Genomic DNA, 25,421 nt, shown 5'->3' with positions numbered 1-25,421 from the left:
GCGGCAATTGGCCCAATCGAAGGAACGGGGAGACTGTGAGGCTGATTCAATAATCTGGGCCATTCAGAAGTCGAAACTTCCGCATGAAATCCATCGTCAAGGCCCACGTCAACAGGTTCTTTCGGTAGGTCGTCATTGCATTACCTGCCCCTCCGACTGCCCGCTTTGGGTCGGAAACAGACGCCCGCCATTCTCGTCCGGCTTGTATGGCGTTGGAAGCCCGAACGGCCAGTGCGCAACTGGATCGAAAGAACATGCGCATACACGGCGGCTAAATCCTATGCATTGACAAGACCCGCAGCCTCCGGCGATCGTCATTCGCCCAAGGCGGGCGAGCTAGGCAGTGCTTAGCGTGGAAGTCTGTTCGATCGGCCCTTGTCATCACTTAGCCACGACCAACGCGATTTGCTTGGGGGACGTCCGCTCATGAAGCAGGTAGCCGGGGCAGGATTCGTGATGGCGTGGATGCTTGGGGCAACCGTGACCGCAAGCGCCCAATCATCATGGGCGACCAACGATCTCGCCCAAAGAGCAGCTTACTGCCGGGAAGCGACCGGTAAGCAACTCGGCACCATGTTGGCTATTGAAGTTGCTCTGCCGCCGAATACTCCGCCGAATGAACGAGCCGCACTCAAAGGGGCGATTCAGACGCTCTCCCGAGACCTCAAGTATTTTCAGTCGTATCTGGATCAGAGAGCGGAGCGGATCGACTCCACAACTCTCGCGAAAACGAATGCGCAGGCCGACGCCGATGTCGATGCCGGAATGAAGGCAGTGCGAGATTGCAGGGCTGCAAACCCCGCCAATCCAGATGCTGCGGGTGCTTGCTTGATCGGATCGCCCGCCAGGGCCAGGGTCCAATACTGCAAGGGCGCGGGGTTCCTGCCATTGACGATTGAACAGGTCAAATAGTGCTACTACGGCGTCCGCACGTTACATGTGGTCGACAATGGTCAGTGTGTGCCTGGGCTCGGGGCATCCGCTTGCGTCGACGACTCAGCCGCCGCGCGCTTGGGCGTATCGAGAGGGCACCATGTCTTGAGGCGCTTGCCCGCACGAAACAGATCTATGCATTCACGCATCTCGGCCTTGAAGGCCAGGTCAGGCGTTTCCACCGGGCAGCCGTACGACAGAGGCTTGCCTGCCCTGTACTCGTCAATGCAGCTCGAAAGTGGCGGCGCCTTGGGCGGATTCGGATTGTTGGCCAGGGATGGCGGCGGCAGGTTGAGGCGCTCGTCGCTGTCCATGGGCGAAGCGGGTGGGGGCGGTGCGCCGCATAGCAAGTTGGAAGCCGTGCTGCTCTTGGTGGGATCGCAGACGCTTTTGGCAATTTCCTTGATCGCATCGCCTATATGGCGTCCCACTGCGCCACCGGCGGTCTCGTTCGGTGGCGGGAAATATTTTTCGAAACGGGTGGCCTTGTAGTGCATCCGGTTGCTGTCGTGCTGCATGATCTGACGATCATCCACAGGCTTGGACGGTTCGGCGTTGGCGCTTGCTGTTGCCGAGGTAGCCTCTGTCGTGGACGGTAGTCGCACCGAACCGTCTTTCGCGAACAAACTTATGGCAGATGGCGTGGCCACGGAGGCTGCCAGGGCAGGGGGCGCTGCATGGTCCTGCACGACCATGGCGTCGCGACGGGACTGCTCGTGCGTGACTGGGCTGGTGTGGGTAGCCGGTACTTGCCGTGAAGGCGGCAGCTTTTCGGGCAGCGAGGGTGGCTCAGGTGGCTGTGCGGCGTGCGGCTTGCTGGAATGATCGATCAGACGCACTATCAACGCCTTATCGATATTCACCGCCGCCAGATGCAGTGGCTTGGGTCGCATCTCGTACCATAGTGCCAGCGCGAACAGTACGTGCAGCACCGCTACCAAAGTCAGAGCCAACGCCAGCGTCGGGCGCGTTAGCGGCGGCTGCCGCCAGCGCCTGCGACCCAACGTCTCGCGCGTTTCGCGGTCGAGCAATGCCAGGCCGCGCGTACTATCCCCCTCCTGTCGAGGTCGAACCTGCCTGGAACGCTCCATCACACCCCTAATTTAAGCCCATTACCCACACTAAACATGCTTATGCCGTCAGTGCGTGTCGCTGCAGGCCCGTGGTAGACAGCTTCTTTCGTCCAGGGTTCCCCTGATCCGAGGCAGTCAGAAGCCGATAGGGGTATCGGGATATCTGAATTGACCCGTCGGGCAGAACGTGGCGGCGGGAATGGCTAACCAGGTAAAGGAAAGTATGGAGGTGGTCGGTGCGGATGGTGTATCCATTGGCACGGTTGATCGCGCCGAAGGTCAAAGAGTCCATCTTTCTGTAAGGGCCGCAACTGTCGAACGCTTTATGGCTACCATTTAAAATCCCAAGAAATGACAAGTTTAAGTGTCCGCCATGGACTGCGGACACTTAAAAGATGGCATCGATTTAGTCGCTGCGGAACCTTCTATTGTGTGCTCAGTTCGCCAGATACGTATTCGACTAACTCTCTGGTGTTTCTGACAAACTCCGCCTCCAAATCAATGCCGCACTTGTTTGCAAGAACAATAATCGACCATAGACAATCCGACAGTTCATGACCAAGTTTGGCCTTGCAGTCATCAATATCTCGGACACCAGCGTTTGCCTGGATCAGTTTTGCTAGATCTCCTACATCGCCCACGAAACCAAGCGCAAGCTCCCCCGTGGTCCAGATGCGCCCATACCTTTTGATCTCAAGCTGTTCGTAGAGATCGTTCAGCTGTAGAGCTGACTTTTCAAGATCACTGAGTTTCATGTTGATGGCACCTGACACAGGTTATGGGGCGCGATGATGACGGTGCTCACCAGCGCCCGCTTCGGATCGAAAGCAGCCATCGCTGCCCACTGAATTGAAAACCGCGTTGCCGGTCTATCGCCCGCCGACGAAGCGTCTTCAGAGGAGCGAAGGCGAAAATTGCCTCGCTCATCCGTTTCCTGCTTCAAATCAGTTGTCATCGTTGCTCAGCAGGGAGCCCACGATCCCTCCGAGTAGCGCGCCGCCGACGGTCGCTCGTCCGCCGCCGCCCTCGTTGCTGGGCAGGTATTCGGCAACCTGGTGCGCCAGGCGCGAGATGGGCAACGTCTGCAGCCACACCGTGCCTGGACCGGTAAGCGCCGCCAGGAAAATGCCGTCGCCGCCGAAGATCGCGTTTTTGATGCCGGGAACTGTGGTGATCTGAAAGCTCACCGAAGCCTGGAATGCACCGACGTGTCCTGGATGAACCCGCAGGGTTTCGCCGGGCGCCAGATCCTTCCGGATAAGTTCGCCAGAGAGTTCGAGCCACGCTGTGCCCGTGCCGCCCAGTTTTTGCAACACGAAACCATTGCCGCCGAAAATGCCGGCGCCCAGTGACTGTTGAAAGCCTACGCCGATGGTGACTTGCGGCGTGGCACAAAGAAAACCATGCCGATGTACAAGGTATTCATTGCCCGGGCTCACCGGTACCGGCACGATGTGGCCAGGCACTTTGGTGGCGAAAGCCACTTCTCCCGGTGCCTGTACGGCTCGGTACTCGGTCATGAACAGGCTGCCGCCGCTGACCACGCGCTTGAACATGCCCAGCAGGCCGCCACCGCCGCCCATCTGAGTGTGTGTGGTCATCTGGATCGAGCTGGTCATCCATGAAAGCTCTCCGCTCTCGGCGAAGACGCTGTCGTTGGGTTCAAGCCGTACTTCCAGCACGGGCATCACCGTGCCCTGGATGCGTGTCTGCATTTGGTGTTCTCTTGATGGTGGATGGTCGCTAGAGAGTTTTCGAAAGAACGTGCCTGTTTTGGGGCGGAAGTGGACACCCGCTCCAACTGGCAAGTTTCACTACGAGTGGCCGCACGCTCACATCGCCAGGGTCGATGTCTGCTGAGCACCGCCAGCTTGGCAGTGGGCCAGTCCCGCTCAGCTATTTGTCTTCTTCCAGCTTGACTGTATGCGTTGGACGGCATCGACCAGTGTCGCAGTCGATATAAACGCCGTAGGAGCCGCAAGCTGCGACATAGCCTCCTGTGCCGCTAGCTTTCACCGAGCCGCATCCCAGTTGGTTGGCTACGCCTTGTGCTTGCGATGTCGTTGGCGAATCCACCATGGCCACGGTGGCTACCGGCGATATGGCTGCTGCCGGCGCAGCGACCGTCGCGCCATGCGCCGGTCCGGTCGCGGTGTGAACCTCTTCATCCACATCGGCTCGCATTGTCGCCATCTGCGTGGTGGAAGCGGTGGGCGTGGCGGCCGCGACATTCGGGCTCGCCGCTTGCCCTCGCTCTGTCATGGCCACCTTGTCGGTGGCCAGCGCCCTGATCTTCTCACCGGCCTGGCTTTCCAGCTCCGGGCCCGGCACGATCTCGCCGGCCTTGCTGTTCTCGATCGCACCGACGATCAATCCACCGATCAAGCCGCCAATCAGTCCCACGCCGGCAGCCTGCCCATAGCTGGCATGCATTTGCGGGTGAATGGAGCGGCTCACGGCCATGCCCGTCGCGGCTCCGATACCGGTGGCCGCTCCCACAGCCCACACATTGACCTTCTGGGTGTTGGGGTCACGCGTATAGGTGAGCGTTGAGCAGTCCGTATTGTCCGGCGCGGATCGCGTTGCCACGGTGTCCGTCGCATAGTATTTGTAGAGCGTCGGTGCGCTGGCAGGGTCGTTGGGGACATAAATGCCGCCCTCGAAGGTCATGCGGCGTCCCGCCCTCGACGTTTCCTTCTCGTCCGCACGTCGCTCGGTAATCGTTCCGGCCGGCGCCCGGTAGTAGACCCCATGGGCGTCTTCGTGTTCGGAAACATACGCCCCGCGCCCAAGCTCGATGTCCCAGGGAATATGCACAAGGCCTCTGGTAACCGTATAAGGAATGGCCTGCTTGATTTGCAGGCAGGCCATGTTCTTCGGTGCTGGCAACTTGTCCGCACGTACAGTGGCGGCGTGCGATAGCGGAGCAGCGGCTGCCAGCAGGCATGCCATCGGCAACATCCATTTCATGTTCGAATTCCCCTGAAGACGTCTTCTCCGCGAAACCTCTCGGTTGCCGGAGCCATGCCTATCTCGCGGCTAATCCTGCAGGGTCGAAAAGGCGAGGGTCAAGATGCCGACGTGAGGGAATGTCCGCATGAGTAACCAAGTGCTTCGTCGTGCGCGCGGGGCGAAAGAAATTACGCCGGGCGGACGCCGGGCAACATGGCCTGAGGATGGATGTTGCAGATCGGTTTGGGGCTGGAAGCCGGCGTCATTCTTAGGGGCTAGAGATTGCGGGCCTTGGCCACATGCCATGCAAAGCAGGCAGCCAAGTCAGGCGGTATCCCCGGTGCATTTTGATAGCCCATGCTCGGATGCTTGCTTCCTCATCAGGGCGTGCGTCACTGCTCCAATAGCGATGAACGCATGGTTCTCCCTGCTTGGGTGCCCGGGCAAGGTCCGCCTCGGCTTGAACCCGTCGAAGTGACGCCATCCCAGCAAACGGCATCGGCGCGAGTGGAGCAATGACATTTGATGGTCAGGCCATCATCCATTGGCACCTTTGTGGTTCGCGACAGGTTTCGCGGCTTCTTCTTTCACGCGCCGCTCAAGGTTGGCTTGCGCTTGATCGGCATAAGCTCTGCAGGCGTTGGTGTCCAGCCAGGGATTGGGTTTGTCAGGCTGCAGCTGTGGAAGCTTGCCCAGAAAATCGATGGCATCGGGGTGCGGCACCATCAGGATATCGCAGGGCAATTGGCGCAACGTGGCGATGGTCGTGCGATATCCCGCCAGGCGTTCGGGCTGAGTCGGGTCGGTGTAGCGGTAGGTTTTATTGCTCAACAGGGAAATGCTGTCGGCATAAACCATGTTCAGGCATCGACCCTGCTCACAGGAACGCCAGGTCCAGCCGGTACCACCCGGGGTATGGCCCGGCATCGCATGCATGTATAGGGTTTGCGATCCCAATGTCACCGTGCCGCCATCTTGGACCACGGTTACCTTGGTGAGTTTGGGGTAGGGCGCGTTCATGCCGTATTGAGGGTCATTGGGATTATCGCCGCCATGTTCCAAGGCCCACGCTGCCTTGGCACTGGCCATGACCTTGGCGCCACTGTCACCAGCCAGCGCGGCAATGCCCCCGGCATGATCGCCGTGAGGGTGCGTGTTGAGAATGACCTTGATGTCCTCCACCCGAAAGCCCAGGGCGCGGATATTCGTTTCGATCAGCGGCACGTTCTGGGGCAGGGTGCCGTCGATCAACACCAGACCATCGGAAGTGCTGATCAAGATGGCGCTCAAGCCCATAGTGCCAACGTAATAAGTATTGCCGTAAATGCGAAAGGGTTTTTGGGCTTGAGTCCAGGCGGCCGGGTCGGCGTGTACAGTCGCGGTGAACGAGGCGGTGAGGGCAATGGCGACCCATGCTTTCATGGACACTCCTGATCGAAGCAGCAACGTGCACTATGCTGGGACGAAAAGGCTGTGAACGGCGCATGGCATGTCAATTTCCTGCAGAAAATGTCCATGCACGGAAGGATCTTCGGTTGGCGCAGTGGGTGACAAGATTTATAGATTGTTGCAATTGCGTAAGAGTGCAGCGGACCGAGAGTTGCACGCGGCATTTCGATTCCGCTCCCGGCGTCCCATGCGGTAACAAAAAAAAGCGCCTTGGTTGCATTGATCGGTTGATCCTGCAATCGGGAGCGGACATTTTCAGCATGCAGGCAACACCTGTTTGCTGATAACCCTGGTTCTCCCGGCAGCATGGGTCAATCCTGGCCGGAATCGGTGTTCAGTCCGACCGGAATCCGCACCCGTGGATTCACGTAGAGCCCATCGGCACCCACGCGGCCGGTGGGCTTTGTCGCATCTGGCCTACGGCGCCCGTCGTGTTGTCGTTTCGGTTCACCCTGAGGCGCACAGCAGAAAATAGGCCGTGTCCGATATTTCGATGCACGGCCTCGACCTAGCCTTCGCCCTACGCTCGCGGGCTTTGTCCGGGTCTATCCATCCACAGGGACGGCCTGGGCAGATGCCATAGATCAGGGAATGCCGGCAATGGACGCCATCTAAGGCAGAGATCGTGGAAGCGAGCGCCTTGCTTTTCATATGCCTTGCCGCTTCATACCGGACAACGATCCATGACGGGGTGAGCTCGCCAACAGTCAGGCGGCTCAATACACCGACAGGTCATGGTCCATCCATAGCGCAGTCACCGCGGCAGCACATCGATGCGGTGGGGCTGGCGTGCGCTTTTATGCGACGTGCAAGGCCGGCTGAAGCCCATTGGGTCTGTCATGTTTAACCTATTGCACAAGCTGCATCACCTTGTCTGTGCCCATGCCTCCCGGGGCGGCGAGCTTATTGGCGATCGCGATCTGGCGGCGCTGCGTCGCCACCAGCGCCGGCTGCTGTTTGGCGGCGGCGGTCTGCTGAGCGCGGTGATCCTTGGCGCGCTGTTGGCGGTGGCGGCTTTGCGTGTGCAGGATTTCCAGGCCGGCAGCGTCGATGAGTTCGATAGTGGCCGGCTGGCGCTCGATGCGCTGCTGGCCCATCGCGCTGCCGATTACGAGCGTTCGCTCAATATGACGGAATACACCTGGCGCCATCGGCGTGAGGGTGATCGCGAGGCATCCCGTGCCCAGCGGATGCGCTTCCTGACCCAGCAGGAGCGCGCCCTGATCAGTGCCGACGGCAACAGCACGCCGCAGTTGGCTCTGGGGTTGCATACGGATCGCTGGACCGAATCCAGGCTGGAGTACTACCTGGACCTGACCGATTCGTTGTCGGCCATCGCCCCCGTGTCCAGCAGGGAAGGGGAGCCGGGCTTGGGCGATGCCTCCTATTTCTATGATCCCAGTGGTCAGTTTTTCGTGCTCAGCCGCGGCTTCGATGAGCAGTCGCTGCGGCAGGGCGTGGGCGCAAACGATCGCGCCGGGCTGTTCGCCAAGCTCAAGGCGATGGGCGACAAGTCGGTCACGGGCGACAGGGGTGCTTCCGATATCAGGACGTTTCATGGCCAGCGCCCCGATACCGGCGAGCCGGCTATCGTGTCGGCGTTCGAGGGTTATGACGACGGCAAGCTGTTTGGCACATTCGTGACCTTCGATTCGACCGAGCGTCTGGTGCGGATCTTGCGCGAGGCAAGCGACGACACCTTCATGCTGATCTCGCGGGATGGCCAGCTCATCCTCAGCACCCAGCCCATTACCGATAGCACGATGGACATCACGGCCCTGGCGACGGCGGGCGCACGCACGTCACGGCGCAGCGGGCTCGGCGATCATTGGCTGCGGGGGCGCTTCTTCATTACGCAGACGGTCGGCGGCACCGACTGGCTGCTGGTGCTCACCTACACCTGGCGGGACATTCTTCGCGAGATCTGGCGGGGCATGGTGTGGGATAGCCTGATTGCGGCCATGACGCTGATCGGTTTGTGGTCGCTGCTGGTACGCATGGACCGGCACGTCTTCGCGCCGGCCATCGCCAAGGCGAGCCGTGTCTACCAGAGCGAAGAAGTCAGCCGGACGCTGGTTGAAATGGCGCCGGTAGGGCTATGCCTGATCGATGCGGATGATGGCAGCGTGGTGCTGGAAAATGACCTGGCGGGCCGCTACGCCGCCGACGTCGAGCGCGAGGGCGGTTGTCTCCACCGCTATCTGCTGGACGATTTCGCCACGGCGCTCAGCATGCCGCCGGGCTTGCCCCAGGCACGGGAGTTCGAACTGGTCATCCCAGGCGCGGAGGAAGGCGTGGAGCGCGAGCTGAGCGTGGTCATGGCACGCGCGATCTACCAGAACCGGCCGGTGTTCCTCTGCGCCATGCGCGACCGCACCGCCCGTGCCGAACTGGAGCGCCAGCAGCAGCGTGCGCGCCAGGAAGCGGAGGCGGTTGCTCGCGCCAAGTCGACCTTCGTGGCCGCGATGAGCCATGAGATTCGCACGCCGTTCCAGGGCATCATCGGGCATCTGGAGTTGCTTGGGCTCTCTCGCCTGGACGATGGGCAGCGCGAGCGGCTACGGCATGTGAAGCAGTCGGCCGATTCGCTGCTGTCGATCATCAACGACATCCTGGATTTCTCCAAGATCGAATCGGGCCAACTGGATATCGAACGCGTGCCGTTCGAGCCGCGTGCGCTGGTCGAGCGTGTGGCACTGCTGTTTGCGCCGCTGGCGCAGGCGCGGGGACTCGATCTCGATTTCCGACTCGATGCGTCGGTGGGCCCGTGCTACGAGGGGGATATGACGCGGATCGAGCAGGTGCTGCGCAACCTGGTCAGCAACGCGCTCAAGTTCACCCCCTCGGGCCGCATCGCCGTTCGCGTGGCGCCCGAGCGCCTGGATGCCGGCGAAGCACTGCGTTTCGAGGTGGTCGATTCAGGGGTTGGCCTGCTGGAGGAGCAGCGGCAGCGGCTGTTTGAGCCTTTCGTGCAGGCGGACGGCACGGTCAGTCGTCGTTTCGGCGGCACCGGGCTTGGCCTGTACCTGTGCCGCCGTTTGTGCGAATTGATGGGCGGCAGCATCGAGGTGTCCAGCACCATGGGCGTGGGCAGCGCGTTTTCGTTCGAGGTGCCGGTGACGCGGCTGGAAGCCTCGCCGCGACAGGCGCCGCTGCTGGGCTTGCGGGCCGTGGTGGTGTCGAGCGCCACCAAGTGGCGCGATGAGCTTGGGCAGCGCCTTGCCGGCTGGGGATGCGAGGTGCGGTTGGCCGCCGATACCAGTGAGCTGGAACCGCAGGATGTCGAGCATGCGGCCGTGCTCGTCGCTTTCGAACGCTCAGGGCAGGATTGGGACCCCGACGGTGCGTGGCGGCCACTGGTGCGTCAGCTGATCCGGGTGCGCGGCGACGGCCCGTTGAGCCCGGTATGGATGGGCAATGCGACCGTGGTCTCCTGCTACAGCGGCGAGGCGCTGCTGCAGGCCTTGCAGCAGTGCATGGCAAGGCAGGCCTCGTGGTGCATGATGAACGAACAGCCGATCGGCTAGATTCTTACTGGGCCATCCCGATGGCCCGTCAAAAACTGACGGAGGGAGAGCCCATGGATCACCGTGACGCCCCGTTGACTCGCGCAGCTTCCCCGGCCGATCAGCTGGCGGCCTTGCGCCGTCATCAACGCAGGCTTCTGTTTGGCGGCGGCGGCCTGATCACGTTGCTGGTTCTGCTTGCGGCGTTGTTCAGCGCGTTTTCGGAGATCAACGATTTCCACGTGGAGCAGGCGGAGATCTTCAGGGATCAACGGGCCACGGTCGACGCCTTTCTTTCCTATCGCGATCGTCTCTACGCCAATAGCAGCGCAAGCAACGACAGGCTCTGGGCGACGCGGCAAGCAATGTTGATCCAGAACGGCACGCCGTTGGCGCAGGCATTCCGGGCCCAGGGCGAGCAATTGCTGATCCGCGCCGAGGGCAAGGTTTCCGTGCCCTGGCTGGTGTTGGGACGTGAGACGGCGAGCCTGGCACCGGACCAGCTGGCGGCTTATCTCGGTATGGTCCAGGAGTATTCCGCCTATGCCGCCACCATCATCACGTCCAGCGAATTCAAGGGCTCGGTGACGATCTACGGCTACGAACCTAAGGGCAGCTTGTTCGCGTTTACCGGCGTGCGCGATGAGGGCGAGCTGCTTCGCGCGCTCAAGGTGAGCACTCGAGACGAGGCGTTTGCGTTACTTCGTTCGCAGGCGGATCGCTGGGATGGCGCCCACCCCATGCAAGGATCGGCCGGCGACGGCTGGACCCGCTTTGCCTACGGCGTCAATCCGCTGGACCTGCAGCCGTCGCTGGTAGGCGCGTCATTGCTGGCAGTGGACGGCAAGCCCTATTTCCGGCGGGTAACGTTCGAGCCCATCGCCAACCTCAAGGCGCGCCTTGCCGCCACCTCGTCCGGTGCATTCGCCATCGTCACCACCAAGGGTGACCGCGTGGCGGAGAGTGGTTCGTGGCCGGTGGCCCCGGAAGCCCTGCTGGCCCATCTGCGTCTACCGGCGGACGCCGGTGCGTCAGTGCGCTTTCGCGAGGGGGGAAGTTACCTGTTGATAGCGCCACTTCCACAGGTGGACTGGAACCTGGTCTATCGCTATGGCTGGCGTGACTTGCTGGCCCAGACCGGTGGCCGGCTGGCCATCAGCGCGGGCATCACGCTGATCACCCTGGCCCTGCTGTGGGTGGTGTTGTGGCGGCTGGACCGCCGTGTCTTCGAGCCCGCCCTTGCCGATGCCTCGCGCGTGTATGAAAGCGAGGAATTGAGCCGGATCATCATCGAAACATCCCCGGCGGGGCTGTGCCTGCTCGATCCGGACACCGGCACGCCGATACTGGAAAACGAGGTGGCGCGGGACATGGCCGGCGATGGTGGCGCCGCGGCCATGGCTGAGCTGTATGCGCAGCTGGCCGTGCACGCCAAGGCAAAATGGCCGAAGACACAGCAGGAGTTCCAGTGGGTGGAAAAGGGCGAAGGCAAGCGCCCGCGAAGCCTGCAGGTGTCCATGGCGCTTGCCGCCTATCGAAAACATCCCGCCTGGGTCTGCGTATTGCGCGACGTGACGATACAGGCCGAGCTGGAGGAGAAGCTGCGGCGCGCGCGACAGGATTCGGAGCGCGCGCGTCTTGCCGCCGAATCCGCCAGTCGGGCCAAGACAGCCTTCGTGGCCACCATGAGCCACGAGATTCGTACGCCACTCAACGGCGTGCTGGGCCATCTGGAGCTGCTGTCGCGATCGAAGCTGGATCTGCCCCAGCGCGAACGTCTGGATCGTATCCGTTTGTCGGCCGATGCCTTGCTGGCGACCATCAGCGACGTCCTGGATTTCTCCAAGATCGAGGCAGGCCAGCTCGATATCGATCTGGTGCCGTTCATGCTGCGGCCCCTGGTGGAACAGGCCGCGTTGCTCTATGCCCCGGAAACGCAGCGCAAGGGGGTTCAGCTCTATTACGCGATCGATCCGGCGCTGGAAGAGAGCTACGTCTCGGACGTTCACCGCATCCGCCAGATCATCCACAACCTGTTGAGCAACGCGGTGAAGTTCACCGATTCGGGGCGTATCGTGTTGTCCGTGGCTGCGGGTGAGGCGAGTGCCGAGCATGCCTTGCAACTGCGCTTCCAGGTCGTGGACTCGGGCATCGGCATGAGTGAAACGCAGCTTAGCCAGTTGTTCGAACCCTTTTCGCAGGCCGATGCCAGCATTTCCCGCCGCTATGGCGGCAGCGGGCTTGGCCTGGCTCTGTGCCGTCAACTGGCGCAGCTTTTGGGTGGACAGATCCATGCCCAGAGCACCCAGGGCGTGGGCAGCGTCTTTACCCTGGATATCCCGGTGACGCCTGCCGAGGGCGAGCATCCGCGCACCAGGCCGCTCGCCGGATGGCAAATCACCCTGCTGTCGGCGGCAGCGGAATGGCGTTCCGAGATCGGTGCTCTGCTGAAAACATGGGGCGCATCGGTCACCGTCATTTCCCAGCCTGCCGACCTGCAGGGCGAGGCGAAGCGCCGCCTGCTGCTGATCATCGGTGAGGCGCGATCCTGGCCGCTGGAAGACGAGGGCCGATTGCTTGCGCTGCATGAGCGAGTCATCCGCGCGCAAGGCAACGGGCCGCTGATCCCGGTGATGCGGGAGGGCCAGATGGTGGTGTCCTGCTATGCCAGCAAGGCGCTGCTGGCGGCGATCCAGGAGATGCCGCTGGCCCCTGCGTTGGCGGAACTGCCGCCGCAGGTCACGCCCGGCAGCAGGGGAGCGGTGCTGTTGGTGGAGGACAATCCGGTCAATCGCGAGTTGATCCAGCAACAGTTGGAAGCACTGGGCTTTCGCGTGGATGCCGCCGAAGATGGCGCCGTGGCCCTGCGCAAGTGGCGGCCGGATACCTATGCGGCGGTGCTCACCGACATCAACATGCCGGCGATGAATGGTTACGAGCTGGCCATGGCCTTGCGCGAGCGCGGAGTGGCGTTGCCCATTCTTGCTATCACGGCCACGGCGCTGGCTAGTGAAAAAGTGCGATGCAACGAAGCAGGCATCGATGACCTGCTGCTCAAGCCGCTGACGCTGGAGCGTCTGGACGAAGTACTTGGTCGCTACGCCCACGATACGGTCAAGGTCGCTCCGCCACCCGCGTCAACGCCAAGGGGGAATGAGCAGGCCGCCGCGCCGGAGCGCCGCTTGTTTTCCGAAAAGGTCAGGCGGGTATTCGTGGAAAACGGGCGGCATGACCTGGCGATTCTTATCCAGGCCATGGAGCAAGGCGACCGGAAAGTGCTCATCGACAAGGTGCACGCTTTCAAGGGCGTGCTGTTGATGCTGAAGGAAACCCAGGAGGCCGAGGAATGTTCCACCTTAGAAATCCTCCTGATGGAGCACGCTGTCGACGAGCTTCAGGACGACCTGCGCCATCTCGTGTCGGTGCTGGATGCGGTGCTTGGCCGCTACGAGCGCGAATTGGGTCCGTGACCGGATCTTGCCGCGCTACGGTTCGGCGCCGAGCGGCTAGCCGGTGGTATCCGTATCGTCCGGGTCAGCCATGAGCCCCAGTTCCGTCGCATGCCTGAAAAGGTCGGCGTCCTTTTCGATGCCAAGCTTGGCCATGCCGCTGATTTTCTGGGTGCTGACGGTCTGCTTGCTGCGTTGCAGGCGCTCGGCGATTTCCGTGATGGTGGCGCCTCGCACGCACAGCGATAGCACTTCCCGTTCGCGAGGTGACAGCCTGGGCAACGCCCGTGTCCGCTTGGCCGGCGCGGCCCATGAGGCGAGGGCAGGGGACAAGTAGCGCCGCCGCACATAGGCCGCATGCACCGCCGTGGCCAAGTGCGTCATATCGTCAGCCTTGCTCACGATGTTCACGACGCCTTGAGATAACAAGGCCTGTACGACGGCGGGGCGATCGATACCCGTCAGCACCACAATCGCCATGGCCGGATAGCGATGCTGCAAAAAGGTAATAAGCTCGAGTCCATCGCCATGCTCGCCGCCGGGCATGGCATAGTCGGTGACCAGGACGTCGCAAGCTTTCGTGTCCAGCAGCGCTATCAGGTCGGTCGAGTTGCTGCAGGCACCCACCAGGTGCAGCATGGGTATGTCGGCCAGCGCCCCTTCGATACCGAGCCGAATTACCGGATGGTCATCGGCAATGGCGACCCGGATATGTGAACTTTCCACAAGCCCTCCCGAAGGCTGCTGGTCACGACGTGCTGCTGGTCGATGGCTGTCGTGGACGTATTATAGATACTAGCGTGTCGCGCATGGCACCATCGTCTTGGTGTCTTCCTTTGCCAGCAGTCTGCGGAGCAGCTCCCTTGAGCATTCGAGTAGCGATCGCCGATGACCATCCCGCCTTGTTGGCCGGCGCAGAACAGGTGCTTGCCAAGGTGCCGGACGTCACCATCATGGGGCTGGCCAGCGATTCCACTCAGCTGGTGGAACTGCTTGGCCACCAGGTGGTCGACGTTGTGGTTGCGGACTTCTCGATGCCCCAGGGGCGCTATGGAGATGGCATCACGTTGTTGCGCTTCCTGCGCCGTCGCTTTCCGCAAGTGCGTTTGGCGCTGCTGACCAGCGCCGAGAACCCCCAGTTGCTTCGTGGTGCAATGGACGTGGGCGTATCGGCCATTGTAAGCAAGGCCGATCACTACGATTGCCTTGAAGAGGCGATTCGTGCCGCCTACGCCAATCGCACTTACCTTTCTCCGCATGCGCGGCAATTGGTGGATCAGGCCGAGGTGGAAGACGCAAAATCTGGCGCGGCCCACTTGAGCAAGCGCGAGAGTGAAGTGCTGCGCATGTTTGCCGAGGGGCTGTCGCTGACGGAGATCGGTGAGCGCGTTGGTCGCAGCCCCAAGACCATCAGTACGCAAAAGTTGTCCGCCATGAAGAAGCTTGGTCTGCGTGGCGACCGGGATATTTTTCAGTACGCCATTACGAACGGCTTGATCCAGGCATCGCAAGCTTCTCGCAAGGACGCGACCAGCGCCGATGAAGACGAATGAGGTGGGCTGGATAGGCCTGATGCCAACATTGTTGCCGGCGATGTGCACTGCATCACATTTAGCGTGATGCGATATGCCGCGCCGCATTCCATCAGCCTTGTCCTATGATGTTTCGCCCTGCTTGTCCTTACGCTCACGTGCAGATTGTGGTTGGCGTCTGACCACACGGTGAATTTAGGGAAGTGCAGGGATATGGAAAGGTCGATTGGTAACAGGGTCAGCAAGATGCTTCTTGACTTCAGCGCACTGAACAAGGAGCAACAAAGCAGATTCCTCGATGCGCTCAATCACTACATCTTCTCCTCTCCTCGGCGTCGCCAGGAACTCCGCCTGAAATGGAGGATGTCTCATCAGGCCGAAGGGAAAGCGACGGAGACGTCATCCATCTGAATCTTGTTCGACGGATTGGCGATGGTGATGCAGCGTTTTTTGCACGCAGGACGAGGCCATCTTGTCGTCACAAATGCGTCGCGTCCGATATGTGTGCTGTGCGGCGATTCCTATGCTTCGCTAGTCAGCTGCGTCCACGGTGGGCCACGGCGGCAACGCTTGTTTGCAAGGTCGACCTATCGTCATGCCAAGATCGACACTCACTCCCGCGCCTTCTCTCGGATGGGTTGGAGCGTTCCTCGCTTATCTTGGCGTTGTGCCACTGCTGATCTTTCTTGGTCGATTGCTGATCTACCAGAGTAATCGGTACAAGGATGTCGACTATGTCTATTCCGTCCTGCTGATTGGACCCATCGTGGCCGGAGCGGTCATCATCGGCTGCGTGATCATCAGCTCGCGGACCAGGACGTTCACCACTTGCCTTGCCGGGCTCGGCACTGGGTCGTTGATCACGCTGCTGCTGATGCTTGTCCAAGGGTAGATTGAGGTCATTGAAGGCATGCCCGGCGGTCAAGGCACGGGCTGCTTCCTCGACGGTTGATGCCTGGGTTGATGGATGCCCATGGATACGCCGCATCGGTCGGCGCAGACATGTGACCGCCCTCGCAGCAGATATTGGCTATCTTCAACTTGGTCGCCCGCGGCGCCAATTGAACCAGGGGCGCCGTGGGCGACGCGGGTGACGTCCGCAGGTAGGAGCCGGAGTGGATTGCCTCAGGGGACCTGGGCGGCGATGAGTTGATCGGTTGCATCAAGAACGGAAAGCTGTCCGACGTCCGCCAGCGGTATCAACCTCACCTCCTTAAGTGCCGCCAGTCGCGTCAAGTCAAACTTGACGTAGTTGGTACCGTCGTAGGTGCGAATGAGAAGTAGCCGACTGTTGAGATCAGTCAGCGATGTCCACGACGTATATTCGGTCGTGTAGTTGGCGGCTGACTGTGGCGACGCGCCCTCGACCTCAAGACCGCCGGAGCCACGCGCATCGATGGTGATGTTCTTGGGGCGATCGAAGTTGTTCATGATGTGGGCGAGGGTGCTCATGGCGGCTGGCGGCGCCACTTTCTCCGCGTACTCGGCATAGTAGGCGGCGCGAACAAATCGGCCGACGGAAGTATTGGATGAGGGCAGGCCTGCGGTGGCAATGCCGGAGTCCGGCTGTCGCACCGAGAGGCTACCGAATTTTCCGGTCGACTTGTCGACATTCGTCAGGAATGAATAATTGTCCATGTTGGTCAGGTGCCACGAGAACTCGGGGCCGTTGGTCATCACGCCAAGCGGATTGTCGTAAATGGTCTGCTTGCCGTCGGCGAACTCGATGACGATCGACGCGCCAGTGCGGTCGTGCACCACGAAATGAAATGGCGTTCTTGCACCGCCCAATGCCCGCAGGGCGGACAGAACGACGGTTTGCTTGGTCAGGGAGGACTTTACATCCGCAGCGGTCTCGAACTGACCCAGGGTCCAGGCGCCAAGATCAATCGCCGCGAGCGCGGCCTTGGTCTTGGCGGCATTGTCGGCGGGGCCTGCCGCACCAGCGAAGGCCAGCAAGCTGAAGGTGAGGCCCTTCTCGTTGACGCCCTCGACGATCTTCAGGTCTTTCACTGAGCCATTGGGAACCGTGATGGCGAGAATGCCGAACTTCGTTCGAAATCGAAGCGGATCACGTCCGGCCACGTGGGACGCTATCTCCATGCCAGGCGGAAGATAAGACACGAGGTAGGGCAGCTCCATCGGTAATTCCAGCGTTCGACCGGCATAGGTGCCACCGGCCGTGTCACGGTAGACCAGCGACGTGCATGCCTTTGCTGTTTCCATGCCGCCGAAAGTCGTCAGCAATGCAAGCACCGCAGCCGCCAAGGCATGCCTTGTGATGATACGGGACGTTGTTTTAAGCATGTTCTGAGGTCCTTCCCTGGTAGGTAAGCTCGATCTGACGAGCGGCTTGGGTCACCCAGTGCGAACCGTCTTCGCGCGCGTCGAGGTGGCTTGGTGCGCGGATTTCAGCAAGGGGGCGTTGACTATGCGCCTCATCGGCTAAGTCTGCTTTCGGACACGTCCTATATTTTCACTGCCGCGCTGGATGGAGGATTCATGCTGACCATCACGGGTTTCCATGGAGTGCCTCAATGACATGCCAGCGGCGTTTTCTCCCCAAGCGAATGAGGGCGGTATGCACGATGGTGGCCGCATGCCTCTCCCTTCTTATGGTTTGTGGCACTGCCGCCGCGGAAGAAGCCAGTACCCATCTCAATGAGTCCTTGACGGCGACCGCCGAGGCAAATAAATGGGAATGGACGATTGCCCCATACTTCTGGGCGCCATCCGTATCCAGTGACGTCGGAGCAGGGCCGGGCCTCAAGCTTCACGTGAAGGCTGGATTTTCGAGAATCTGGGATGTCATCGACTTTGCCGGCATGGGTGTCGTTGAGGCACGCAATGGCAGGGTTGTTCTGTTTTCCGATCTGGATTACGTCAAGTTCTCGGACAAAGTGACGGTGCAGCCCGGCTTGAGCGCAAACGCCGGCGCAAAAGTCTGGCAATGGACGCCGGCCGTTGGCTATTCGGTGTATTGGAGCGACGCATCGAATATCGATCTTATGGCCGGTGCCCGGCTCTGGTCGGTAAGCACGTCCGCCGACGTTTTCCTCGGCGCACAGGAGTTGCTTGGCTTCCACGGCTCCAAGACTTGGGTGGATGCGATAGCTGGCGCCAAGGCGCAGCACGCGTTCACTCCGGAATTTTTCGTGAGCGGATGGGTGCTCGCTGGGGCTGGCGGCTCCGACTACACATGGGACCTGATGGCAGCGGCGGGCTACAAGTTCAATCCGCGTTTTTCGGTGATGGCTGGATACAGAGCTGAGAAGGTCAAGTATTCAAATGGCGGTTTCATCGCCAATCCCAGCTTCCATGGCCCCATCTTGGGCGGACTGTTCAAGTTCTGACGTGAAATTATGGGTCGCTTGACGTTTTTCTGGCCGCCCGGTCCCTGGCGGCTTTAGCCGCAGCCATCGCCCACATCTCTGGGCCGATATGGACTGCGGATGGCACGAATTGGGTTGCCTCGTCGCATTGGCAACTGGAAATCGCCATCTTCGATATGTTTGCCGCGGCGGTATTTACCTGAGCTGCGGCGCAGGGGCGGATCGAGTTGAAGATCAGGGTGACCACTGCGCTATGCGGCCTTTCTTTTTCTCGGCCTGAATCATATGGCTGAGCATCCCAGATTCCGGTGTCTTGACCGAGCGAGCGTGACTTCTTGCCAGGCTCGAATGTTATGCGCCTTGTCTCGTACGAATGAGCTCCAGGTTGGCTTGCATGGCTCTTAGGCTTTCCGGGCGCACGTGGATGAAGCCGGATACCGGGGAGCTAAGATCGGCCATCAGGCACAACGCCGTGGCGATCATCAGGGCCGGTATCAGCCCGGAAATCAGCATGCGACGTTGTTCGCCGTAACCTGAAACGATGGAAATCATGATCGATAACAGGCTCAGGAGTATCCAGATGTCGAGGGGTACCCTGTTGTGGGAGAGCGCATTCTGGGCCGCTTCGTGGCCGAACATCTGCTTCAGCGCCTCGGCATAGCCGGCGACAATGGGCGATGGATGAAGGGGTGCCTGCTGCATGAGGCCCTTCCACATCAGGCGCTGGATGCGCATGGACTGGCTGATTGACTCTGTTCGATCGGCCAGGGGCGTATCTTCGTCAAGAGCCGCGATGCGCGTTTTCAGGTATTGGTCGAACAGCGATGCCGACTGAAGCCGGACGGCATCGTCCTGCAGCGTGGAACTCAAGTAGGCCGACTGAATCGCACCGGCTTCCTCGACGATGAGCTGCTCTCGTTGATTGTAGATGGTCAAGGCCATCGACATCGCGAAGCCGATGAGCAGGCTGAGAAGAAGCCCGATGAAATTGCGGATTTCGCGGATCTGGTCCATCCATACGGCGTCGCGCCCCTGGATGCCTGGCCGTGCCCGATAGCCCGCTTCGTGCGCGATGAGAAGCACAAGTATCGTGGTGATGAATACCGCGACGGGATAGTCGAAGAGCGGCATTGTTACCCCCGGTAGGCCATCGTTCCAGCGTAACGGGAACGAGTCGGCAGCCATGGCTTGGTCGTACGAAACGACGATGTGGTTTCAAGTGTACGGCAATGATTGGGGGCTTGTGGTGCTTTAACTGCCTCGGCGTTGCGGGCGAAAACAGGCTTCTTGAGGGTGGCGATCGTTTCGGTAGGCCTCTTCTTTTCACGCCGCTTGCTGGCTACCGAGCAGCAAATCGTGTGATGACATCGGGCGCGCCAGGATGAAACCTTGAAGGTGCACGCGCGGCGACTTGATATGGGAAGTCCATGCAAGATCACTGCGCTCCTCAAGCCCTTCCAGGACCGTGTCCATGCCGAGTTGCTCAGCCATCGCGATGATGTTTTGGATAAGAGTTGCCTTTCGTGCATCCTTGCCCACGCCCTTGACGAAGTAGCTGGCGATCTTGACCTCGTGCGCCTCAAAGTCGACCAGGCGACGCAAGCCCGCCGTGCCCGTGCCGAAGTCATCGATGGAAATGCGGAAACCTTCCTGGCGAAATGCTTCCAGCGCCGCGAGAAACGTGTCCGTGGGCTGCTCCAGCGCATCCTCCAGGATCTCTATGATGATCTGCTGATGGCTGACACCGTGTTGCCGCAACGTCTGTCGCAGATAGTCCAGGACAATGGCATTGACACAGTGCGGCGGAAGATTGATGGCCACGCTCAGCGGCGCTCCTTGCCGGGCTTGCCAGCAGGCTGCCGTGTGAATGGCCTGAAATGCCATGGCCTGGGTCAGCGCCATGGTCTGCCCTAGATCGATACATGCCGGAAGGAATTCACCGGGAGTCAACAGGCGACCATCCTTGCGATGCCACCGCGCAAGCGTCTCAACGCCTGCCAGCCGATAGTCCCGCGTGAATTTGGGTTGAAAGTAGGCTTCGAAGTGGCCTTGGCCCAGGATGGCGGAAAGCGGCTTCGACAGGTGGGGCGGGTACGTATGCATGCTGGTCCTCCGGCGCACCCGCCGATACGTCTCGCAACCTACGGGTGATGGGCTATCAGGTTTCCTTGTCCATGGTGTTGGGTGGCAGTGCCCGCCGGTGATCGTCAGTCATTGACAACACTGTGGTTGGCATGACGACAGTGTCTTTTAATCGCTGATTTCAGGACATAGGACGCGGCCTAAATGCGTATTGCCTTTTGCCTGGCCGGCTGATGCATCAAGGTGTTGCGGAAGGGGCACGGCAGCCGCATTGCACGGCTGCCGGTTCCTGGAGCGATCAGCGCGCCTGTTCGGCGGCCTGAATGATCGCATCCGCCACTACGCGTGGCTGGCTGACCATGGCGACGTGGCTGGCGTTGGTGCGCACGACATGCGCGCCGATGGCGGTTGCCATTTTTTCCTGAAGTGCAGGTGCGATCATGTGGTCCTTCTCGGTGACGACAAACCAGGATGGACGGGTCTTCCACGCAGCCTCTGAAACCTTGTCGGTCTGGCAGCGTGCAGCCCACGGGCCTTGCGTGACGGCAATCAGGTCGGCCTCCTGGGGCGTCACGTCCTGCGCAAAATCGGAGTGGACGAGCGCCGCGGGAAGCGTCAGGAAGTTGCCGGAGTCCTTCTGAAGCTGCGATGCCCATGCGGGGGCGGGAAGGCCCTGAAGCATATCGCTGATCGATTGTCCTGAAGCAGGGGCAAAGGCTGCGACATAGACCAGTGCCGATACCTTCTTGTCGTTGCCTGCCTGCGTGATGACCACGCCGCCCCACGAGTGGCCGACCAATACGACCTGACCGGGCGCCTGCTCAATGGCATGTTTGGTCGCCGCCGCATCGTCTTCAAGCGACGAGAGAGGGTTTTGTACCGCGACGACATGAAGCCCTCGGGCTTCGAGCAAGGGGATGACTTTCGACCAACTGGAGCCATCGGCAAAGGCACCATGGACCAGTACGACGGTCTTGTCGTGAAGATCGTTGCTTTGGGTTTCCGATGCCGAGGTGGCCAGGGGGGAAAGCAAGGATGCTGCGCCAAGGATCGTGACTCCGAGGGCCATGAGTACATGTTTCATGTAAATGTCCTGTTGCATGAAGTGGTGGATGTTTCGAGCTACCGGGTGTTTTCTGGTAGCCGGGATCATTCGCTTCACCTGCGCGCAGGGTTACCCAGTCGCTTGCCCCGTACTTCGGCGATGCCGGGCATGCCAATGGGCCGGTGGTCGACTATCTGCTGCTCGCCTTGCGCGGCCATCTGGCGTTGACTTACGGCGGTGTGTCCAGCGTAACCAGGATCAGGCGTTGCGGCCTGGCGCCATGGCAGCAGCGCATCGCCAAGGAGCTTATGCGCGAACATCTCGCCGGAGGTATTTCGCTGCAGCAGGTATCAGCCGCCTGTCGCCTGTCGCCCAGTGCTTTCGTCCGCGCATTCAAGAAGAGCCTTGGAATCACTCCGCACCAGTGGCTGCTTTCACGCCGCATCGAGTATGCGGACGACTTGTTGAGCGACGGAAGCCTGTCCCTGGTGGAGGTTGCGCTGGCCGCGGGCTTCGGCGACCAAAGCCATTTCACGCGTATCTTCACCCGCAGGGTCGGTGTCAGCCCAGGCGCTTATCGGCGCGCGCACTGCACGCAAGCGGCCTAGGCGTTGCCGCTGGACTCGGCCGGGGCGCCTGCTTCAGCCCTGCTGAGCCATGTCATCAGGGCCAGGGCGGCCAGCTCGAATGCCGCGGCACCCCAGCCGAGATTGGCGGCGTGGCTGTACAGCATGATCAGCGAGCCCATGCCGGCGCCGAGCGAGAAACCCAGGTACATGAAGGACGCATTGAGCGACAGCGCGATCGGGGCCAGATGCAGGCCGGCGATACCCATGAGGCGCGCCTGCTGGCCAGGGTAGAAGCCCCAGTGAGTGAGGCCCCACACCACCACGGCAAGCACGACCGGCGCCAGGGCATAGGCCGTCGGTACGAAGTGCGCGGTGGCCGACAGCACTACAAACGAAAGCCCGCCCAGCAGCAGGCACGGCAAGATCACGACGCGTGCGCCAAGGCGATCCACCAGCTTGCCGCCGTACAGCACGCCCACGCCAGCCGATACGCCCCAGGTGAACAGGATGTAGCCCACCTGTGCGCCGTGGATGCCGGTGACTTCGCGCAGAAAGATCGCCAGGTACGTGTACATGGTGTAGGCACCCGTCGCCCATAGCGTGGTGACCAGCAAGGTAGCCAGCACCGCGGGACGACGCGCGACGTTGAAGCGCTCGCGCAGGCTCGCTACCGGCAGGTGCGCACCGATGTCCTTGGGCAAGCCGATCCATAGGCCGGTTAGCGCGATGGCCGAGAGCACCGCCACGCCGACGAAAGTCATGCGCCAACTCAACACGGTGGCAACCAGCGTCCCCAGGGGCACGCCCAGGGCAATCGCCACCGTGAGCCCCGCGTTGATGATGGCGATGGCAAAACCCCGGCGATTGGGTGGTACCAGCGCGCCGGCCAGGGCGTTGGCACCCGGTACATACAGGCCGGCGGAAAAGGCCAGCAGCACGCGTGCCGCCATCAGCCAGGGGTATCCCGGCGCGATGGCCGCGAAAAGGTTGGCGGCCACGAACATGCCCATGGCGCCCACCAGCACGGTGCTGCGCTTCATGTGGCCGCTCAGCGCCGTGAGGATGGGCGAGCTGAGCGCATAGGCAAAGGCGAACACGGTGACCAGCTGGCCGACCGCCGTCGCGGTGACCGCCAGGTCGCTGGCGATCCTGGGCAGGATGCCGGCGATCATGAAACCCTCCGTGCCTACCGCGAAGGTACCCAGGGCAAGGAGGTAAAGTGATCCGCGATGCATGGCCGCCGAAGCAGCCGGAGACGTCGAGCCGTCCATAGGGGATGACCTGCGTAGTGGATTGAAGGAAGGGATGCCCGGCGACGCCGGGTGGCGCATCCGGTGCAAGGCCATGTTGCGGGTGCGCAAGCTACGCCGGCCTGGCGATCAACGAAAAGACTTTGTAGGCAAGCCACCATGCCTGACAGGCATCGCCATGCTGGTGCGCGTGCTACATGCCAACGCGCAGGCGGGTGGCGCCACGTCAACCCTTGGGCACCCTGCCGGCGATTTCGCGCGGGCAGGGTGCATGCATGGCGTCATGCGGCAGCCAGCTCCTTGGTCATGAAGGTGTTGAGCTCGGTGACGAAGGCGTGTTCCTTGGGGCCCGGGTTGTTGCGGTAGACCAGCGCTTCGTCCACCAGTACTTCTTCCGCATCGGTCTCCAGCGCGGCGAGCGTGCCTTCGACAAAATGGTCAAGGCGCATCGCACGCGGGTCATTCGCGTCGCCCACCAGGCCGGTGGCCACCCACGGTGGCGCGATCTCCTGCACCTTGACCGAGGTGTCGCGCAGCAGGAATCGCTGCGACATCACGAATGAATGCAGCGCCGCCTTGGTGGCGGAATACACCGCGAACGGCGCCAGCGGCGTGAAGGCCAGCGTGGAGGTGTTGTACAGCAGGGTGGCCTGCTTCTGCTGCTTGAGATGTTCGATCAAGGCCGAGGTGAGGCGAATGGGGCCCAGCAGGTTGATGGCGATATGCGTCTGCAGCGTCTTTTCGTCCATCACGCCAGCGGCGTTGTCCATCAGCATCACGCCCGCGTTGTTGAACAGCACATTGAGGGTGGGATACCTGGCGATCAGGTCGGCGGCCACGGCCTCGATGCTGGCCGGGTTGGCCACGTCCAGTTCCACGGCATCGATCCCGGGGTTGGCCGCCACCACCTCGTCAAGCTGGGCGCGGCGGCGGCCGGCGATGATGATCTTGTTGCCGCGTTGGTGCAGTGCCTCGGCCAGGGCGCGACCGATGCCCGAGCCGCCGCCAGTGATGAAAACAGTGTTGCCAGTGAGCTTCATGACAGGTTCTCCGGATTCAGGAAGGAAAGTGCGTGCCGAACATCGGCAGGCCACTCTTGGATTCGGCTTGAGTGGCTTCGTCTTGCAGTACGTCCCAGTGCTCGGCCAGTACGCCGTTTTCAATGCGCACGACGTCGGCCGCAATCCACGCCGCCGGTCGGCCGTTGCCCGAGAAGCGGCCGTGCACGATCACGTAGTCGCCTTCGGCAAGGATCAGGCCGGGCTCGTAGCGCAGGCTGGCCGGCGCGCTGCGAATCAGGTTGAACAGGCCTTCGCGACCCGGCTCGATATGCGCGCTGTGCTGGATGTAGCGATCGGACCAGAACCGGGCCGCCGCTTCGTAGTCGCGCTGGTTGAACAGCGTGTCGAAAGCCTTGAGCACGAGCGCCTTGTTTTGTTCGGGAGTGGTCTTGGACATGGGAAACCTCGGAGGGGAAGGGTCAGGCCGCCGCGCGTGCAAGCACGGGGTAATCGGTGTAACCGGCAGGGCCGGAGGCGTATACGGTGGGCCAGTCGATGTCGTTCAGCGGCGCACCGGACTGCAGGCGCTCCACCAGGTCGGGGTTGGCGATGTATGGACGTCCAAACGCGATCATGTCCGCGAGGTCATCGGCAATCAGCCGCTCGGCGCGCCTGGCGTCCATCTCGACATTGGCGATCAGCGTGCCCTGATAGAGCTTGCGGAAATGCGCGAACATGCCGTCGCCCGCCAGGTGCTCCAGGGGGCTGCCGGTGACATCGGTATTGGTACCCATCAGCAGCAGGTGCGACAGGTCGTAGTCGTTCAGGCGGTTGATGACGTATTCGGCGGTTGGCAGGGTTTCCTCGTCGCGCACCGAGTCGGGTATGCGCACCAGTGAGCGCGCGGGCGCCAATGACTGCTCGCCATACAAGGCGTATCGCGCGGCGTTGAAGGCCGGGATCACCGCCACGCGCTCGCCCACCGCAAAGCCCGTGACGCCGGTGCCCAGCGCATCGATCTCGCCCGCCGCCTCGAACCCGATCTTGGAGGGCAGCGGCGGCCGGGCCGGCAGGCGGCCGGAGCGCAGGGTGGCCTCGGTGCGGTTGAGGCCGATGGCGCGGATGCGCAGGCGCACTTCGCCTGGGCCGGGGACTTCCGGTGGCCGTTCTTCCAGGCGCAGCACCTCCGGCCCGCCCCACGAGTGAATTCGAACTGTGCGCATAGTCATGGGTCCTCAGGCGGCTAGC

Annotated in this window: 21 protein-coding genes; 7 read left to right on the top strand and 14 right to left on the bottom strand. The window is 61.6% G+C overall.

Features of this window, described 5'->3' with window-relative positions; all coding sequences use genetic code 11:
* Window positions 1-426: 426 nt before the first annotated feature.
* On the top strand, window positions 427-912 hold the full coding sequence (locus MJ606_RS07270) for a hypothetical protein (protein ID WP_243048821.1): 486 nt from the start codon (window positions 427-429) through the stop codon (window positions 910-912).
* Window positions 913-953: 41 nt separating this feature from the next.
* Here MJ606_RS07270 and MJ606_RS07265 read toward each other — a convergent pair whose 3' ends face one another.
* The 5 genes from MJ606_RS07265 to bla form a co-directional block, all read right to left on the bottom strand.
* The gene (locus tag MJ606_RS07265) at window positions 954-1,964 is read right to left on the bottom strand and encodes a hypothetical protein (RefSeq protein ID WP_243048820.1); all 1,011 of its coding nucleotides are present in this window, start codon (window positions 1,962-1,964) and stop codon (window positions 954-956) included.
* 467 nt (window positions 1,965-2,431) lie between these two features.
* The gene (locus tag MJ606_RS07260) at window positions 2,432-2,761 is read right to left on the bottom strand and encodes a nucleotide pyrophosphohydrolase (protein WP_243048819.1); all 330 of its coding nucleotides are present in this window, start codon (window positions 2,759-2,761) and stop codon (window positions 2,432-2,434) included.
* Window positions 2,762-2,950: 189 nt separating this feature from the next.
* Window positions 2,951-3,721 (bottom strand): TIGR00266 family protein, encoded by a 771-nt coding sequence (locus MJ606_RS07255; RefSeq protein ID WP_243048818.1) that lies wholly within the window; start codon window positions 3,719-3,721, stop codon window positions 2,951-2,953.
* A gap of 181 nt (window positions 3,722-3,902) precedes the next feature.
* Window positions 3,903-4,976 (bottom strand): hypothetical protein, encoded by a 1,074-nt coding sequence (locus MJ606_RS07250; RefSeq protein WP_243048817.1) that lies wholly within the window; start codon window positions 4,974-4,976, stop codon window positions 3,903-3,905.
* A 519-nt stretch (window positions 4,977-5,495) separates the two neighbouring features.
* Window positions 5,496-6,380, bottom strand: a complete 885-nt coding sequence (gene bla / locus MJ606_RS07245) for a subclass B3 metallo-beta-lactamase (RefSeq protein WP_243048816.1) — start codon at window positions 6,378-6,380, stop codon at window positions 5,496-5,498.
* An 866-nt stretch (window positions 6,381-7,246) separates the two neighbouring features.
* On the opposite strand from bla, the gene MJ606_RS07240 reads away from it, so the two are divergent.
* Window positions 7,247-9,934 carry an ATP-binding protein gene (locus tag MJ606_RS07240; RefSeq protein ID WP_243048815.1) on the top strand — a complete coding sequence of 896 codons (2,688 nt, stop codon included), beginning with the start codon at window positions 7,247-7,249 and terminating at the stop codon, window positions 9,932-9,934.
* 53 nt (window positions 9,935-9,987) lie between these two features.
* Window positions 9,988-13,383: a hybrid sensor histidine kinase/response regulator gene (locus tag MJ606_RS07235; protein ID WP_243048814.1), complete on the top strand. Its 3,396-nt coding sequence runs from the start codon at window positions 9,988-9,990 to the stop codon at window positions 13,381-13,383.
* 36 nt (window positions 13,384-13,419) lie between these two features.
* On the opposite strand, the gene MJ606_RS18395 is transcribed toward MJ606_RS07235, so the two are convergent.
* The gene (locus MJ606_RS18395) at window positions 13,420-14,088 is read right to left on the bottom strand and encodes a response regulator transcription factor (RefSeq protein WP_243048813.1); all 669 of its coding nucleotides are present in this window, start codon (window positions 14,086-14,088) and stop codon (window positions 13,420-13,422) included.
* A 137-nt stretch (window positions 14,089-14,225) separates the two neighbouring features.
* On the opposite strand from MJ606_RS18395, the gene MJ606_RS07225 reads away from it, so the two are divergent.
* Entirely contained in the window at window positions 14,226-14,915 is a 690-nt protein-coding gene (locus MJ606_RS07225) for a response regulator transcription factor (protein WP_243048812.1), read from the top strand.
* 646 nt (window positions 14,916-15,561) lie between these two features.
* On the top strand, window positions 15,562-15,786 hold the full coding sequence (locus tag MJ606_RS07220) for a hypothetical protein (protein ID WP_243048811.1): 225 nt from the start codon (window positions 15,562-15,564) through the stop codon (window positions 15,784-15,786).
* 233 nt (window positions 15,787-16,019) lie between these two features.
* Here MJ606_RS07220 and MJ606_RS07215 read toward each other — a convergent pair whose 3' ends face one another.
* Window positions 16,020-17,201: a linear amide C-N hydrolase gene (locus MJ606_RS07215; protein WP_243048810.1), complete on the bottom strand. Its 1,182-nt coding sequence runs from the start codon at window positions 17,199-17,201 to the stop codon at window positions 16,020-16,022.
* A gap of 281 nt (window positions 17,202-17,482) precedes the next feature.
* Here MJ606_RS07215 and MJ606_RS07210 point away from each other — a divergent pair, with 281 nt between their 5' ends.
* On the top strand, window positions 17,483-18,247 hold the full coding sequence (locus MJ606_RS07210; protein WP_243048809.1) for a hypothetical protein: 765 nt from the start codon (window positions 17,483-17,485) through the stop codon (window positions 18,245-18,247).
* Between the two features lie 330 nt (window positions 18,248-18,577).
* Here MJ606_RS07210 and MJ606_RS07205 read toward each other — a convergent pair whose 3' ends face one another.
* The 3 genes from MJ606_RS07205 to MJ606_RS07195 form a co-directional block, all read right to left on the bottom strand.
* Window positions 18,578-19,411, bottom strand: coding sequence for a hypothetical protein (locus MJ606_RS07205; RefSeq protein ID WP_243048808.1), 834 nt, complete (start codon window positions 19,409-19,411; stop codon window positions 18,578-18,580).
* A 138-nt stretch (window positions 19,412-19,549) separates the two neighbouring features.
* Window positions 19,550-20,329: an EAL domain-containing protein gene (locus tag MJ606_RS07200; protein WP_243048807.1), complete on the bottom strand. Its 780-nt coding sequence runs from the start codon at window positions 20,327-20,329 to the stop codon at window positions 19,550-19,552.
* Window positions 20,330-20,606: 277 nt separating this feature from the next.
* Window positions 20,607-21,392, bottom strand: a complete 786-nt coding sequence (locus MJ606_RS07195) for an alpha/beta hydrolase (RefSeq protein WP_243048806.1) — start codon at window positions 21,390-21,392, stop codon at window positions 20,607-20,609.
* A gap of 143 nt (window positions 21,393-21,535) precedes the next feature.
* On the opposite strand from MJ606_RS07195, the gene MJ606_RS07190 reads away from it, so the two are divergent.
* Window positions 21,536-21,961, top strand: a complete 426-nt coding sequence (locus tag MJ606_RS07190) for a helix-turn-helix transcriptional regulator (protein WP_243048805.1) — start codon at window positions 21,536-21,538, stop codon at window positions 21,959-21,961.
* Here MJ606_RS07190 and MJ606_RS07185 read toward each other — a convergent pair.
* From MJ606_RS07185 to MJ606_RS18285, 4 genes are all read right to left on the bottom strand, one after another.
* A complete protein-coding gene (locus MJ606_RS07185; RefSeq protein WP_279236718.1) occupies window positions 21,958-23,157 on the bottom strand; it encodes an MFS transporter in 1,200 nt (399 codons plus the stop codon). The two genes, MJ606_RS07190 and MJ606_RS07185, sit on opposite strands and share 4 nt — an antisense overlap.
* A gap of 296 nt (window positions 23,158-23,453) precedes the next feature.
* Window positions 23,454-24,212: an SDR family NAD(P)-dependent oxidoreductase gene (locus MJ606_RS07180; protein WP_243048803.1), complete on the bottom strand. Its 759-nt coding sequence runs from the start codon at window positions 24,210-24,212 to the stop codon at window positions 23,454-23,456.
* Window positions 24,213-24,228: 16 nt separating this feature from the next.
* On the bottom strand, window positions 24,229-24,630 hold the full coding sequence (locus MJ606_RS07175) for a nuclear transport factor 2 family protein (RefSeq protein WP_243048802.1): 402 nt from the start codon (window positions 24,628-24,630) through the stop codon (window positions 24,229-24,231).
* 22 nt (window positions 24,631-24,652) lie between these two features.
* Window positions 24,653-25,396 carry an alcohol dehydrogenase catalytic domain-containing protein gene (locus MJ606_RS18285; RefSeq protein WP_279236717.1) on the bottom strand — a complete coding sequence of 248 codons (744 nt, stop codon included), beginning with the start codon at window positions 25,394-25,396 and terminating at the stop codon, window positions 24,653-24,655.
* Between the last annotated feature and the right edge of the window lie 25 nt (window positions 25,397-25,421).

The organism is Dyella sp. RRB7 (assembly GCF_022761115.1).
GTDB lineage: Bacteria > Pseudomonadota > Gammaproteobacteria > Xanthomonadales > Rhodanobacteraceae > Dyella.
The sequence above is the reverse complement of the archived record's forward strand: the minus strand, read 5'-3'. Positions and strand labels throughout refer to the sequence as shown.

What these genes read in the sequence shown, in the direction of transcription:
- MJ606_RS07210 (WP_243048809.1), top strand. Translation starts at nt 17,483, where the DNA reads ATGGTGGCCGCATGCCTCTCCCTTCTTATGGTTTGTGGCACTGCCGCC.
- MJ606_RS07215 (WP_243048810.1), bottom strand. Translation starts at nt 17,201, where the DNA reads ATGCTTAAAACAACGTCCCGTATCATCACAAGGCATGCCTTGGCGGCT.
- MJ606_RS07255 (WP_243048818.1), bottom strand. Translation starts at nt 3,721, where the DNA reads ATGCAGACACGCATCCAGGGCACGGTGATGCCCGTGCTGGAAGTACGG.
- MJ606_RS07185 (WP_279236718.1), bottom strand. Translation starts at nt 23,157, where the DNA reads ATGCATCGCGGATCACTTTACCTCCTTGCCCTGGGTACCTTCGCGGTA.
- MJ606_RS07270 (WP_243048821.1), top strand. Translation starts at nt 427, where the DNA reads ATGAAGCAGGTAGCCGGGGCAGGATTCGTGATGGCGTGGATGCTTGGG.
- bla (WP_243048816.1), bottom strand. Translation starts at nt 6,380, where the DNA reads ATGAAAGCATGGGTCGCCATTGCCCTCACCGCCTCGTTCACCGCGACT.
- MJ606_RS07260 (WP_243048819.1), bottom strand. Translation starts at nt 2,761, where the DNA reads ATGAAACTCAGTGATCTTGAAAAGTCAGCTCTACAGCTGAACGATCTC.
- MJ606_RS07180 (WP_243048803.1), bottom strand. Translation starts at nt 24,212, where the DNA reads ATGAAGCTCACTGGCAACACTGTTTTCATCACTGGCGGCGGCTCGGGC.
- MJ606_RS07235 (WP_243048814.1), top strand. Translation starts at nt 9,988, where the DNA reads ATGGATCACCGTGACGCCCCGTTGACTCGCGCAGCTTCCCCGGCCGAT.
- MJ606_RS07205 (WP_243048808.1), bottom strand. Translation starts at nt 19,411, where the DNA reads ATGGCTGCCGACTCGTTCCCGTTACGCTGGAACGATGGCCTACCGGGG.
- MJ606_RS07240 (WP_243048815.1), top strand. Translation starts at nt 7,247, where the DNA reads ATGTTTAACCTATTGCACAAGCTGCATCACCTTGTCTGTGCCCATGCC.
- MJ606_RS07200 (WP_243048807.1), bottom strand. Translation starts at nt 20,329, where the DNA reads ATGCATACGTACCCGCCCCACCTGTCGAAGCCGCTTTCCGCCATCCTG.
- MJ606_RS07195 (WP_243048806.1), bottom strand. Translation starts at nt 21,392, where the DNA reads ATGAAACATGTACTCATGGCCCTCGGAGTCACGATCCTTGGCGCAGCA.
- MJ606_RS07250 (WP_243048817.1), bottom strand. Translation starts at nt 4,976, where the DNA reads ATGAAATGGATGTTGCCGATGGCATGCCTGCTGGCAGCCGCTGCTCCG.
- MJ606_RS18285 (WP_279236717.1), bottom strand. Translation starts at nt 25,396, where the DNA reads ATGCGCACAGTTCGAATTCACTCGTGGGGCGGGCCGGAGGTGCTGCGC.
- MJ606_RS07175 (WP_243048802.1), bottom strand. Translation starts at nt 24,630, where the DNA reads ATGTCCAAGACCACTCCCGAACAAAACAAGGCGCTCGTGCTCAAGGCT.